General features: G+C 67.4%; 11 protein-coding genes and 1 pseudogene. 7 read left to right on the top strand and 5 right to left on the bottom strand.

Annotated features, from left to right (window positions below; all coding sequences use genetic code 11):
• Positions 1 to 11: 11 nt before the first annotated feature.
• The 3 genes from AB0N24_RS13375 to AB0N24_RS13365 form a co-directional block, all read right to left on the bottom strand.
• The gene (locus AB0N24_RS13375) at positions 12 to 461 is read right to left on the bottom strand and encodes an SseB family protein (RefSeq protein WP_364124835.1); all 450 of its coding nucleotides are present in this window, start codon (positions 459 to 461) and stop codon (positions 12 to 14) included.
• 121 nt (positions 462 to 582) lie between these two features.
• A complete protein-coding gene (gene topA / locus AB0N24_RS13370; protein ID WP_364124832.1) occupies positions 583 to 3,312 on the bottom strand; it encodes a type I DNA topoisomerase in 2,730 nt (909 codons plus the stop codon).
• 107 nt (positions 3,313 to 3,419) lie between these two features.
• Entirely contained in the window at positions 3,420 to 4,055 is a 636-nt protein-coding gene (locus AB0N24_RS13365) for a winged helix-turn-helix domain-containing protein (RefSeq protein WP_364124829.1), read from the bottom strand.
• Positions 4,056 to 4,134: 79 nt separating this feature from the next.
• Between AB0N24_RS13365 and AB0N24_RS13360 the strand changes: the two are divergent.
• Positions 4,135 to 5,379: pseudogene (locus AB0N24_RS13360) on the top strand (MFS transporter); the annotation flags it as partial.
• A gap of 225 nt (positions 5,380 to 5,604) precedes the next feature.
• On the opposite strand, the gene AB0N24_RS13355 reads toward AB0N24_RS13360, so the two are convergent.
• Positions 5,605 to 7,257, bottom strand: a complete 1,653-nt coding sequence (locus AB0N24_RS13355; protein WP_364125181.1) for a methyltransferase — start codon at positions 7,255 to 7,257, stop codon at positions 5,605 to 5,607.
• Positions 7,258 to 7,421: 164 nt separating this feature from the next.
• Here AB0N24_RS13355 and AB0N24_RS13350 point away from each other — a divergent pair, with 164 nt between their 5' ends.
• The 6 genes from AB0N24_RS13350 (at position 7,422) to AB0N24_RS13325 (ending at position 12,756) form a co-directional block, all read left to right on the top strand.
• On the top strand, positions 7,422 to 8,738 hold the full coding sequence (locus tag AB0N24_RS13350) for an NYN domain-containing protein (RefSeq protein WP_364124827.1): 1,317 nt from the start codon (positions 7,422 to 7,424) through the stop codon (positions 8,736 to 8,738).
• Positions 8,739 to 8,961: 223 nt separating this feature from the next.
• A complete protein-coding gene (locus AB0N24_RS13345) occupies positions 8,962 to 10,119 on the top strand; it encodes a hypothetical protein (protein ID WP_364124825.1) in 1,158 nt (385 codons plus the stop codon).
• A gap of 72 nt (positions 10,120 to 10,191) precedes the next feature.
• Positions 10,192 to 10,653, top strand: coding sequence for a hypothetical protein (locus AB0N24_RS13340; protein ID WP_364124822.1), 462 nt, complete (start codon positions 10,192 to 10,194; stop codon positions 10,651 to 10,653).
• A gap of 42 nt (positions 10,654 to 10,695) precedes the next feature.
• Positions 10,696 to 11,571, top strand: a complete 876-nt coding sequence (locus tag AB0N24_RS13335) for a hypothetical protein (protein WP_364124819.1) — start codon at positions 10,696 to 10,698, stop codon at positions 11,569 to 11,571.
• Positions 11,571 to 12,110, top strand: coding sequence for a hypothetical protein (locus AB0N24_RS13330; RefSeq protein ID WP_364124816.1), 540 nt, complete (start codon positions 11,571 to 11,573; stop codon positions 12,108 to 12,110). Before AB0N24_RS13335 ends, AB0N24_RS13330 begins: the two co-directional genes overlap by 1 nt.
• A 106-nt stretch (positions 12,111 to 12,216) precedes the next feature.
• Positions 12,217 to 12,756 (top strand): hypothetical protein, encoded by a 540-nt coding sequence (locus AB0N24_RS13325; RefSeq protein ID WP_364124814.1) that lies wholly within the window; start codon positions 12,217 to 12,219, stop codon positions 12,754 to 12,756.
• 15 nt (positions 12,757 to 12,771) lie between these two features.
• Here the strand turns inward: AB0N24_RS13325 and AB0N24_RS13320 are convergent, their stop codons facing one another.
• A complete protein-coding gene (locus AB0N24_RS13320; protein WP_364124811.1) occupies positions 12,772 to 13,665 on the bottom strand; it encodes a rhodanese-related sulfurtransferase in 894 nt (297 codons plus the stop codon).
• Between the last annotated feature and the right edge of the window lie 7 nt (positions 13,666 to 13,672).

Genomic DNA, 13,672 nt, shown 5'->3' with positions numbered 1-13,672 from the left:
TACAGCGGCTATTACTCGGCTGCTGCGTCGGCGGTAGCGTCGGAAGGCTGGTCCGCGCGCTTGAAGTCGCGCCGGATGTTGGCCACGCCCTCGGGATCGATTTCAAAGCCGAAGGTGCTGCCGGGGTTGATGACCATACCGAGCTCTTCGCCAAGGTTGCCGATGATGGCGGCTCCCTGGGTGCCCAGGACGTTGGGGGCTGCGTCGAGGAACTGCTGGTCAACGCGGCTCGGGTGCGAGAACACGGCCAGTACGGGCTTACCCTCGGCGTTGGACAGTACCAGTGGCTCGACCTGCGCGTCTTCGCCTTCGAGCGCATCGGAGCTGATGATGTAGACCTCGTTGTTGAGGAAGGACAGGATGACGTCCACCGGGTTGGCATCCGGGTGGTCACCTGTGGCGAGCTTCTCCTCGAGGTCGTTCAGGGGCTGGATTTCCGCGGGTGCAGGCTGTTCAGTCATGCATCTACTCGACCACGTTTGCCGGGCGCGGCGCAAACGCGAATTCGCCGGTCAGCTCCGGATTCGCCGGAAAATCGGCGAATTCGCACCCTTCCGGCGAATTCAGCGAGCAGTGGAATCGCTACTTCTTGGCGGCGGCCTTCTTCTTCGCCGGTGCCTTGCGGGCCGTGGCGGGACGCTTGGCCGGGCCCTTGGCGCGCTTCTCCGCCAGGAGTTCCACGGCCTGTTCCCGGGTCAGTTCCTCGAGCGAGGTGGCACGGGGAACGGTGATGTTGGTGATGCCGTCGGTGATGTACGGGCCGAAGCGGCCTTCCTTCACCACGATGTTCTTCTCCGACACCGGGTCAGGACCGAACTCGGCCAGCGGCGGAACGGCGGCGCGGGCGCCACGCTGCTTGGGCTGCGAGTAGATCTCCAGCGCCTGCTCCAGCGTGATCGTGAAGATCTCCTCTTCGGAACCGATGGAGCGTGAGTCCGTGCCCTTCTTCAGGTACGGGCCAAAGCGGCCGTTCTGGACCGTGATCGGGTTCCCCTCGGCATCCTGGCCCAGGACACGCGGAAGACTCATGAGCTGCATCGCCTCATCGAGGGTGATGGAGTCAACGGTCATGGACGCGAACAGCGAACCTGTGCGCGGCTTGGCCTTGACGGGCTTCTTCGCCGGCTTGGGCTTGCCGTTCTTGTAGTACTCCACCGGCTGGTTGGCCAGCTGCTCCTCCGTCATCTCCGGAATGATCTCCGTGACGTAGGCGCCGTAGCGGCCGTTCTTGGCCACAACGGTGTGCCCGGTATGCGGATCCTCGCCAAGAACACGCTCTTCGGGAGCCGCGGTTTCCATCAGCTCTTTGGCCTTGGCCGCCGTCAGCTCATCCGGGGCCAGGTCCTCGGGAACGTTGGCGCGGGCGGACTCAACAACCTCACCGGTCTTCGGGTCCACCGTGGGGATGGAGCTTTCGAGGTACGGTCCGAACTTGCCGACGCGCAGCGTGATTCCCTCGGCAATGGGCACCGAGTTGATCTCCCGGGCGTCGATTTCGCCGAGGTTGTTCACGATGCTCAACAGTCCGGGATCGGCGTCCTCGCCGTAATAGAAGTGCTTGAGCCAGGCAGCGCCCACGGCCTGGCCGTTGGCGATCTTGTCGAGGTCACCTTCCATGTCCGCCGTGAACTCGTAGTCCACGTAGTCATGGAAGTGCTGTTCGAGCAGCCTGATCACGGAGAACGCGATCCAGCTGGGGACCAGCGCGGAGCCCTGCTTACGCACGTAGCCGCGGTCCTGGATGGTGGAGATGGTGGAGGCATACGTGGACGGGCGTCCGATGCCCTTCTTTTCCAGCTCCGCTGTCAGGGAGGCTTCCGTGTAGCGCGGCGGCGGCGAAGTCTCGTGGCCCACGGCGATGATGTCCGCGGCGGTGACGGAATCGCCCTTGGCCACGTTGGGCAGGCGGCGGGCTTCCTCGGAGTCGTCATCCCCGCGGCTTTCGTCCTTGCCTTCTTCGTAAGCGGCGAGGAAGCCGGGGAAGGTGATGACGGTACCGGAGGCCGAGAACTCGGCGTCCCGGCCGTCCACTGCCACCGCGCCGAGGCGGATGGTGGCGGTGGAACCCTTGGCGTCACCCATCTGGGAGGCGACGGTGCGCTTCCAGATGAGCTCGTACAGGCGGAACTCGTCGCCGGAAAGCTGCTTGGCGACCTGCGCGGGGGTGCGGAAGGAGTCACCGGCGGGGCGGATGGCCTCGTGGGCTTCCTGTGCGTTCGCAGCCTTGCCGGTGTACACGCGGGGCGACGCCGGGATGTACTCCGGGCCGTACAGCTCGGAGGCCTGGCGGCGGGCTGCCGTCACGGCTTCGTCACTCAGCGCGGACGAGTCCGTACGCATATAGGTGATGTAGCCGTTTTCGTAGAGGCGCTGGGCCACCTGCATGGTGCTCTTGGAGGAGAACCGCAGCTTGCGGCCGGCTTCCTGCTGCAGCGTGGAGGTGGTGAACGGAGCGGCCGGCCGGCGGGTGTACGGCTTGGTGTCGACGGAGCGGACACGGAATTCTGCGTCCTGCAGTCCCGCCGCCAGGGACATGGCGAGTTCCTCGTTCAGGTGCGCAACATTGCGCGAGGTGAGTTCGCCGTCGTCGTTGAAGTCACGGCCGCTGGCCACCTTGGCGCCGTCAACGGCAGCCAGCTTCGCTTTGAAGGAGCCCGACTCGGCGCCGAACTGGCCGGTGAGGTCCCAGTAGGACGCCGACTTGAACGCCATGCGTTCCCGTTCGCGGTCCACCACCATGCGGGTGACCACGGACTGGACGCGGCCGGCGGACAGGCCGCGGGCCACCTTGCGCCAGAGAACGGGGGAAATTTCGTAACCGTACAGGCGGTCCAGCACGCGGCGGGTTTCCTGGGCGTCCACGAGGTCCTGGTCGACATCGCGCAGGTTGCCCATGGCGCGCTGGATGGCTTCCTTGGTGATTTCGCCGAACGTCATCCGGTACACGGGGACTTTGGGCTTGAGCACTTCCAGCAGGTGCCACGCGATGGCCTCGCCCTCGCGGTCCCCATCGGTTGCGAGATAAAGAGCGTCAGCGTCTTTGAGCTGGGCCTTGAGTTCGGCAACCTTTTTCTTCTTGTCCGGGGACACCACGTAGTACGGCTTGAAGTCGTTTTCGATGTCGACGGCGAACTTGCCGATGGAGGTTTTCTTGAGCTCGGCAGGGAGTTCCGAAGGCTGCGGCAGATCGCGGATGTGACCGATGGAGGCCTCGACGATGAAGCCCTCGCCCAAGTACTTGGCGATGGTCTTGCTCTTGGCCGGAGACTCCACGATCACGAGTTTCTTGCCGGTTTTGGCCTTGCTTGGCACGGTGCTCCTACAGAAAAAGGTTGGCTCGGGCAGATGAGCCCATACTCGCCTAGTTCACCATATTTTGCAGGAGGATGCGCATTCATGTGGAAAACGGGTGCCGGGAATCACTTCCGGTCGTCCGGAATCAGGGACCACATTGTGGCCATGCGTTCGGCTCCTTCGGGGACCCGGTCCGGATCGTCAAGCTCGTACTCCCTGAGCAATCCAAAGACCTTCGCCGTCAGTTCCGAGCGCTGCGTCGGGGTCAGGTACAGGAGGTCGGTGGACAGCACCACGAGACCTGGGGATTCGGCCGTTTCACTGTTTTGCCGGCGTTCGTCCCGGACCTTGGCGTACGCGTTGACCCTGCGCCGGAAGGCATCCAGTTCCAGGTCCAGAACGGCAAACTCCGGGCTGGCCACTCCCCCGCCGGAATTGATGGTGAAATCCGTCCCGGCAGCCCGCCATCGCCGTTCGCGCGCATCGCCCGCGGTGGCGGCGGGTTCCACGATTCCCCACTTCTGCAGGGCCCGCAGGTGGTAGCTCATGGCGCTCGGCGTCAGGCCCGTCTGCGCGGCAAGCTCCGTGGCCGTCCGGCTGACCTGCGTGGAATACAGCTCCGAGATCACTTCCAGCCGTGCCGCATGGGCAAGCGCGCGGATGGCCTTGGGATCGGTGATCTCCACCTTCTTCTCCGGCCGTACCCTGCGTTTGGCGCCCTCTCGCGTGGCTGGCTCCGCCTCAGGAGTTTCTGCATTCACACCTCCATTCTATCGAGCCTGCGGCAACTCTGAAAGAAACGCTTGACATTCCCACAGGGCGGGGAGTAGCTTCGCGGACATGGGGGACTCGTCCGGGCCATCGTCTGCCTTACTACGCGCAAATTCACCGCTCTGGCGAAACCGGGATTTCCTGTTGGCAAGCAGCGCCCGCTTTATGGCCGCCGCCGGCATGGGCGCCGTTGTTGTCAGCGTAATGCTGTATCTGCAGGCGGCTGACGCGTCCGGCACCATTCCCCTGGCGGGCTCCTGGCTGGTGGCCGCCTACCTGCTGTGTTCGGCCCTCCCGCTGGTGGTCCTCGCCCCCTGGGCCGGCAGGCTGGCGGACACGCGGGATTCCCGGACACTCGCGACGGCGACTTCCGCCGGCAGCGCCGCCGCCGTGGCTGGCATGGGCCTGAGCATGCACTACCTGGAGAATTACATTCCCGCGCTCTTCGCGCTCACTCTCGTGCTCAACGTTTGCCAGGCCGTGGCCGGCCCCACATGGCAGGCGCTGCTGCCCCGGATCGTCGGTGAGGAGCGGACACCCCGCGCCGTCGGCACCATGCAGGCCACCATCATGATCGCGGGGATGGCCGGACCCGCGGCCGGAGGGCTGCTGAGCGGATGGGGCGGCCCGGTGCTGGTCTTTTCCGTGGCGAGCGCCTGCTACGTCGCCATGGGGCTGGGCGCCGTCCTGATCCGGACACGACGGGGGACCGCAGCGGACCTCGCCGGCCGGAACCGGCCCGCTTTGCTGGACGGGCTCCGGCTTATCCGGCGGGACAGCCTGGTGTGGGCCCTGGTGATCGGCGCCCTGTTTTTCATAGCCGTGGGGGAAGCGACCAACGTCCTTGAAGTGTTCCTGGTCCGGGGCGAGATGGGTGCCTCCGAAACGCAGTACGGCCTGCTCGTTGCCGCGTTTGCCCTGGGAATGTCTGCCGGGGCCGCCCTCGCCGGCCTGATCAAAACGCCCCCGGTGCGGCTCCGCGTCCTCCTGGGGTCCATGGCACTGACGTCCGCGGTGCTGGCCTGCATCGGGCTGGTGCCGAACGTGGGCATTATGTTTGTTGCCTACACCGGCATGGGGGTCTCCTGCGGTGTCCTCAATGCATGCTTCGGGGCAATCGTGATCCTCCGGATCCCCGAGGATGGCCGGGGGCAGGCGATGTCCATGATCGGAGGCCTGACCCGGGCCGTCGCCATTGCGGCGTTGGCTCTCGGCGGACTCCTGGGCGCGCTGCTGCCGGTCCGGTCCGGCTTCCTGCTGATCGGCGGAACCGGCGCAGTCGTTTCCCTGGTCATCGCCATAACGGTGCTGTGGCGTTTCGGTTCACAGGATCTGGCACCGGCCCTCCCGGATGCTCCAGGCCAAACTGACGCCGGCCAAACTGACGCGCGCACGGATGACCCGGACGGCCCCGCCCCTACCGGGTCTGCCCCCACGGGCCGGGCGGTTTCCGGCAAGGCGGCCGGCCCAGCCCTGTCCGGCCAGGCGGCCGGCCCAGCGGTATCAGACCCCGCAGTCACTGGCCGGGCAGGCCATGGTTCAGGCCGGCAGCAGGAATCCGTCGCGGACCAGGTTGCGCACCTCGGCCAGAAGCCCGTCCCGGAACGCGTCGCCGTCAAACCCTTCTCCCCCGCCCAGCAGCGCTTCAAGGGCGCCAATGATCTGCCCGACGGACAGGTCACCGTCGCACGCTGAGACGAAGCCCGCGAGCTCAGTGCTCAGCAGGTTGGTGCGGCGGAGCCCTGCGCCTTGGCGCAGCAGGATCACGCCGGGGTGTTCCGCTCCGGGGCGCTGGTGGCGCTCCTCAGTGACGTCCTCCGCCACCAGCAGGTGCGCGGCGGCCAGTTCGTTGGCTGCCAGCCAGTCGGCCCGCTCCACGGCTGCGCCCAGGTGGGGGCCGACGGGCTGTTCGATGGGATAGGTAATCTCCTCGAAGCGGCTGATGACCGGCCGGACGCCGGCAGCGGGTCGCCGCAGGTAGATCATGCCGAAACCGATCCCCTCCACGTTCCGCGAGGCGAAGTCGTCCAGGTAGGCGGCGTAGGCGTCCTGGTAGTGCTGGCGGTCCCGGGCTTCGGAGGCATCCTGCAGCCAGGTCTCGGCGTACTGTTCCGGTCCCACCAGCTCGCGCTGGATGAACCATGCATCCACGTCCGGACCGGCCCAGCTTTGCGGCCGTTCCTGCCACGACGTTCCGGCGGCGACCTCCCAGTTGCCCAAAAGCTGCGCTGTTCCGGCCGGGGCGAGGACCGACGGCAGTGCCCTGACCAGCGAGGCGACGATGTCGTCCCCCGGCAGGCCGCCGTCGCGGTAGGTGAACTGGTCCGCGGCAGCCTCGCCGAGGCTCCGGGGCGTGATGACGAACGGCGGGTTGGAGACCACGAGGTCGAAGGTTTCACCGGCCACCGGTTCCAGCAGCGAACCTAGCCGGAGGCTGACCCACGTTTCCGGGCTGGCCGGGTCGATGTGCAGCGCTTCGGCGTTCAGGAGCAGGTTGAAACGGGTAAAGGCCAGCGCCCGGGCAGAGATGTCCGTGGCCGTCACGTGCTCAGCGTGGTGCAGCAGGTGGAAGGACTGGATGCCGCAGCCGGTGCCCAGGTCCAGGGCCCTCGCCACGGGACGCCGGATCGTGGTGCGCACCAGGGTGGTGGACGCCTGCCCGATTCCCAGAACGTGGTCGTGCCGGAGGACGCCGGGCTGCTGGTGCGCCGCGAGGTCGCTGGCCACCCAGAGATCCGCGCCGCCGCTTCCGTCCGTGTCCGTTGCGGCATCACCGCTCCAGCCATACGGCCGAAGATCAGCCTTCGCCCGGACAGCTCCCGTGCCGCGACCCGTGCCAACCCCCGCCGTCTCGGCCGGTTCAACGAGCCCCAGCGCCAGGAGACCCTCCGTGCGGATCCCCGGGAGGGCGGCGTCGAGCACTTCCGCGTCCTGGGGCACCGCCAGCAGCCACAGGCGTACGACGGCGGCAAGCGCCGCGGCGTGCCGGTCACTCTTTCCGGCGGCTTCGGTGACAATCAACGCCGGAATGAGCTGATCGCGGCCGAGGGCGGCATTGGCTGACTCGCCGAGCAGTCCTGCCACACCATCCACGGTGTACCCGGCGTTGCGCAGGTCCGTGGCGAGGGCCGACAGCAGCTCCGGGAGGTCGCTGCGCGGGGCGTCGGGAGTGTTGCCGGCCGTGAAGTGCATAGCTGTTTCAGTCACCGTGCAAGTCTATGGTTCCGGCGGACTCCTCCAGGCTGGGCGCGGGCTGGGCGCAGGCCGGGTGGTGAGGCTGCGATGACGGGCCGCGTTGGCCAGGCTGTGCCCGGCCTGCGGCCGGATTGTGGGCAGCACCACTTATGCTTCTGAGCATGAGCCGCAAAAGTGTGATCTTCGTTGACGCAGGTTTCCTCCTGGCCACAGGCGGGCTGCGGGTCACCGGGAACTCACTGCGCTCTGCGTTTTCCGTCCAATACAAGAGCCTGGTGGACGGAATCCAGGGTTTCGTGAGCGAGCGCGACAGCCGGGACCTGCTGAGGATGTACTGGTATGACGCCGCCAAGGACGGCCTGTTCAGCGACGAACACAAGCGGATCGGCCTGCTTCCGGGCGTCAAGGTTCGGCTGGGGCGCATGTCCTACAACGGCGAGCAGAAGGGCGTGGATCTCAAGCTCGGGCTGGATCTGGTGGGTGTCGCCCGGAACCGCTCGGCCGACGTCGCCTACCTGCTGTCCGGCGACGACGACCTGGCCGAAGCCGTGGAAGCAGCCCAGGACCTCGGCATGAAGGTGGTGCTGCTGGGAATCGAGAACCAGGGTCACCGGCTGGGAGTCACCGCGGTGGCAGAGCACCTTGCGTTGCAGGTTGACGACATCGCCACGCTGCCGCAGTCGCTCCTGGACCGCTGCTTTGCGAAGTCCGCGCCGATGACGGCCTGGGCCATCGCGGAACCGTCCGATGCAACGGCCGACGCCGCTGACCGGGTTGGGGCTGTTGCGGCAGCTTCCGACGTTCCCACGGAGGCGGACGTGGCGGCGTACGCGGCCCCGCCGGTTGCTGGCAGCGCATCAGCAAACGGCCAGCGTTCAGTCCCGGGGCCCCGCCCGGTTCCGCGTCCGGGGGCCCTTCCCGGTGGGGCGGGTGCCGGTGGCGTGGGTGCAGGTTCAGGTGCTGGCGCGTCAGTGGGGACCTCCGGCCCGTCTGCCGCGGCCCCGTCCACTGCCTCGTCCGGCGCCTCGTCTGATGCTTCGGGGCCCGCCGGTCCGCTCGCCCCCGCTGCCGCCGGCCAGGCAAGTCCGGGCCCTGCTGGTCCGTCCGGCAGGCCGGTGCCCACGCCGGGCCCACGGCGCGTGCAGCCTGATGCGCGGCCGGTGCCGGCGGCAGGTGCTGTTCGCCGTGAACCGGTGTATTCGACCGAAACCGGCGCCCCCGCGGCCCAAAGCCCCTGGTTCGATCTCGTGGAAAGCGCCGAAGCTGTGGCTGTCAGCCTTGCGGACAACTGGCACGGCAGCGTTACCCAGCGCGAACTCAACGAACTCCTCGCCGAGCGTCCGCTGCTGCCGCCGACCATTGACCGGGTGCTGATCAAGGACTGCGCCGCGAAGATCGGTGAAGCCAAGACGGACCTCCAGGACATCCGCAAGGCCATCAGGGCGGCATTCTGGCGCCGCCTGGATGAGCTCGTGTAGCAGCACTGTCATGGCCGGCCCGTACAGCCGGAGGTTGCGGATCCGGTGCGTGCAGGGGCACCATGGTCCCATGCATCTGCAGCAACGATTTATCAGCCCTCGGCCGCTTTCCGGCCGCACGGGCTTCTTGTTGCGCGCATAACTGCGGCCGCCGGGGTCCGTCCGGTGCAGCGGCTGAGGGTGATTGCTCCCCTACCGCAAGCTGCCAGCAAAGGATCCCCCCGTGAAGAACTATCTCTCCCTGACTGAACTCAATTCCGCCCTCACCCTGCGTGACCTTACGGACCCCGCCGCCGGTGCCCACGCCATGCAGCTGTTACTGGCAGGCGTGGTGTCAGCGCTCGAACGGCTCTGGAGCGTCCCCTCGGAAACCCACCGGCTGAATCCGCTCGTGGCCACCGCCGACAACTACGACAGGCTGGGCTACTCGCCTGCCGACATCACCCGTGACTCGCGGTATTCGCGCCACGTCAGTCCCACAGTGATGCTCCGTAGCCACACTTCGGCGGGAATCCCGGCGCTCCTCGACTCTCTCCGTGGCGAGCAGGGCCTTTACGACAGGCTGCATGTGCTGCCCGGACTGGTTTACCGCCGGGACGCCGTGGACCGCACGCACGTCGGCGCGCCGCACCAGGCTGATCTGTGGCGCCTCAAAGCGCGCGGGCTGCTGGGGCCGGCCGACCTCCAGTCGATGATGGCGGCCGTCGTTGAGGCCGTGCTGCCCGAGGCGGACTATCCGGGGGTGCAGTGGCGGTCAACGCCGTCCACGCACAGCTATACGGCCGCCGGCCGGCAGCTGGACGTGCTGGTCACGCTGCCGGACGGCAGGAGCGAATGGCTCGAACTCGCCGAGTGCGGCCTTGTGGCTGCCCCGGTCCTGCGCAGCTCCGGGCTTGATCCGCGGAGGTGGGCCGGCCTTGCACTGGGGATGGGACTGGACAGGGCAGTCATGCTGCGCAAAGGCATCGACGACATCCGGCTGCTCCGCTCGGAGAACCCGGAGATCCGGGCGCAGCTGCTGGACCTTGCCCCCTACCGGCCGGTTTCACTCATGCCTGCCGTCCGCCGGGACCTTTCCCTGGTGCTGGCCGACCCTGCCGAGGCCGACGTCGAACTGCTCGGCGACCGGGCCCGCGGCGCCCTCGGGACGGACGCCGACGTCCTCGCAGCCCTGGAGATCAAAGCGGTGACGCCGACGGCGGAGCTGCCGCCGGCCGCCGTCGACCGCCTCCGCATGGCCCCGGGAGACGTTAACGTCCTGCTCCAACTGGTGCTCCAGCCGCTCGACCGGACGCTGACCGGTGAGGAGGCCAACCGGCTGCGGGACCGCGTCTATGTTGCCCTGCACCGGGGAAAAGTGCAGGAACTGATCGCCGGCTAAGCAACGCTCGAAGGGCGCCCGGAGCCTCGGCAGGCGTCCGAACCGGCCCGTTTCAACGGGTAAGTTGGACGTATGCTTTCACGTTCATCCGGGCCGCAACGGCTGACTGCACTACGGCGCGTCGCCGGCACGGCGGTTGCCGGCGCCTGCCTCGTGGCCGCCGCCTCGGCCTGCTCCCCGGCCATCTCCATCGAGAACGCCGACGTCCCGGCATGGAAGGCCACGGCGCTGCCGACGGCCGGCGGAACCGTGCTTGAGGATGCCGGCAAGATCCTCAACCGCGAGCCGCTGGTCAAGGACGCGGCCGACGTTCCCGCGGGGGCGTACACCCTGACAATGACGTGCGACGGCGGGGGCAAGGCCTTCTTTACCGTGACGTCGGGCGGCACCAGGATTGCTGAAGCCGGGGCGGCCTGCAACGGCAGCCGCGAACGCGCCAGAATCACCGTGCCCGCTGCCGGGACCGTGCAGATCAGCACGTCCAGCGTGGATGCTCCGCTCCTCTACGCGTACCATCTGGCGGCAGGAAGCTAGCTGTGACTTGCGCCGCCGGCGACGGTGCGTATGCTCGGGGACATGTCAGCTCTTTGGGGGAAGCGGATAAAGCGCCTCGCCGCGGTCCTGCCGGTTCTATGGCTGCTCGCCGGCGGTATAAGCGGCTGCGAATACAACACTGACGGAGATGCGCCGAAGGACGCAGCGTCCGGCCCGCCGTCCAACGCCAGCCCGGACAACCGGGTCACGCCGCCCAGTCTTCGGGACCAGCCGTACCCACAGGACAACATCGACGCGCTGGAAGAAGTTCTGGGCCCCCGGGATGGGAGCGGGCTGCCCTACGCCGCAGGGGCTACGGCCTCGTGGACCGAGGAAGTCCCCACCGGCGAATACTTCCTGACGGCGGCCTGCGTTGCGGCGCCGGGCGCCGAACTGGTGGTGCGCCTGGGGAACGCCGAGCCGGAACGCACGTCTTTCCGGTGCGGAATGGGCAAAGTGATGTACCTGGACCACAAGGGCGGCAGGATCAGCGCTGAAGTTGTGCCGCCGGCCGAGTGGCCGTACGTCTTCACGGGCGTCAAGCTGGACCCGGATCGGGCGCCCCGCGGCCCCTCTGCCGCCGAAACAACGGCCTGGGCTGCCAGGAAACTCGGACCTGTACAGGCCGGTGAGTACCGGGGCTATCCGTGGGACGGCAAGTGGCATCATTCCGGTCCTGTTGACGCGCCCGGCATGCTGACCTTCACGTTCGTCTGCGAGGGGCCGGCCACCGTCGACGTCACCGTTCTCCGGCCCAGGGGTGAGGATCTGTTCCAGGGCAGCGGCCTTCCCTGCGGCCGACCGGTTCCCGCAGACATTCAGGTGGGTCCGGAGGGTGTCATGGTGATGGTGGACGCGAACAACCACCCCGTCCAGGCCGCGTACAGCCTGCTGCCGGCTGCCGGGAGCGGGCAGTAGTGGCGGTCCGGACGGCAAAACGCTCGGTGTTCCTGGTCGCTGCCCTGCTCGCCGCCGGCCTGGCCGGGTGCGAATACGCAGACGACGTCGGGCAAGCCCCTTCGGGCGCCGGCCGGACGGGCAGCGGCGTGGCCTCAACGGCGCCGCTGCCTTCTGTGGATCCGGAACTTGAAGCCGAGCTGGAACGCAACATGGCCGCCGTCGAACTGATGCTCGCGGAAGTCCCGGTGGGCGCGGGAGGAGGGACGGGAGGCATCAGCAGCCGTTCCGGCGCAGGCGGCTTCATGTTCCATTCCTACCTCACCCAGGCGGGCACTTATACGATCTCCGCCGCCTGTGTGGGCGCGCCCGACGCGCAGCTCGCGGTGATTTCCCTGGGAACCCAAACAGTCGAGCATTTTCCGACGCCGTGCGGGGAAGTGGTCAGCCATCAGATTGCGTTGGGAACGGGCCAGGTGGAGCTGTACCTGGTAAGAGACAAAGGACCGGAAGCGCGTACGTCTGCGGGTGGCGTGCGGATTTCGGACCCAACGCCGTGACGGCGGAAGACGCCCGAGGTATGCCTCCCCCGCCGCCTTGACGCAGCGCCTGGACGGCGTCCGGCATCCTCTGGCTTGCGCGTGGCGGCAGGCCTAGAGTCAGAGTATGCACACCGTGCAGGCACCCCGGGTGCCACGGCGGACGGCCGCGGCGGCCGCCGTCGTGCTTTCCGGTGTGCTGGCCGCCGGGGCGGCGCTGAGCGGCTGCGAATACGTGTACGACGACGGCCGCGGGCCGTTGCCGAGCGCGACGGCGCCGCCGTTCACGGACGCGGCGCTCCCGCAGGACCCACGGCGGAACCTGCCGGTGTCCGGGGCGGAACTTGACGCCTGGGTGGAGCGGGTCCTCCCAGATACGGCCGGGCAGGTTTTCCACACGGGTTTCGGCCTGCTGCAGGCGGCGACCACGCGCCTGGAGAGCACAGGGCATCTGCCAAGCGGGACGTACTCGCTGACGCTGGCCTGCAAAAGCCCCCGCCGGGTGTCCTTCACCGTGCGCGACGGTGAGTTTGCGCTGGTGGACCTGAGCCTGCGCTGCGGAACATCACGGGTGAACGTGATCCACGTGTCCGAGGATTCCGTGCTCAGCGTGGAAGTGGCCGCGCAGTCTGCCGCGAACTTCGCCTACCGGGTGAGCCGGATCTGAAATCCGGCCTCAGGGCTAAACTGCACAGCCCTCAGGGCAGCGCAGGGTCTCCGGGCTGGAGGCGCACTCCGCGCAGTAAAGCGTGAGGGTGCGGCAGCTGAGGTTGGAGCAGTTCTCGAATTTGCTGGTGGGGGCTGAACAGCGCACACACTCGCCGATGGTCTTGGCGTCCTCGCTGAATTCGAGGTGCATGCGCTTGTCGAAGACGTAGAGCGAGCCCTCCCAGAGGCCCTGGTCCTTGAACGTCTCGCCGTAGCGGACGATCCCGCCGTCCAGCTGGTAGACCTCCTTGAACCCGCGGTTCACCATGAGGCTGGACAGCACTTCGCAGCGGATCCCGCCGGTGCAGTACGTGACCACCGGTTTGTCCTTGAGGGAGTCGTACTTGCCGGAATCGAGTTCCTTGATGAAGTCGTGCGTGGTGGCCACATCCGGGACAATCGCATCCTTGAACTTGCCGATCTGCGCTTCGAACGCGTTGCGGCCGTCGAAGAACACCACGTCCTCGCCGCTCTCCTTCTTGGCATCCACGAGCTGGTGGAGCTCTTCCGGCTTGAGATGCGTTCCTCCGCCCACAACGCCGCCGGCATCCACGTTGAGTTCGCCGGGGGCGCCGAAGGAGACGATCTCGTCACGCACCTTGACGCTGAGCCGCGGGAAGTCCTCCGCGCCGCCGTCGGACCACTTGATGTCGATGCCGTGAAAGCCTTTGTACTCGCGTGTGGTCTTCACGTACTGCTTGACGGCGGTCAGCTCGCCGCCAACGGTCGCGTTGATGCCGTCCTTGGAGATGAGGATGCGTCCGGTCAGGCCCAGCTTCTCGCAAAGGGCGCGCTGCCACAGGCGCACGACATCGGGGTCGGCGATCGGGGTAAAGCCGTAAAAGAGCACAATTCTGTTTAGAGCCACGTTTTAA

The sequence above is a fragment of the Arthrobacter sp. NPDC093128 genome (assembly GCF_040683875.1).
Lineage (GTDB): Bacteria > Actinomycetota > Actinomycetes > Actinomycetales > Micrococcaceae > Arthrobacter.
Note: the sequence above shows the minus strand (reverse complement) of the source record. Positions and strands in the feature narration are given on the sequence as shown.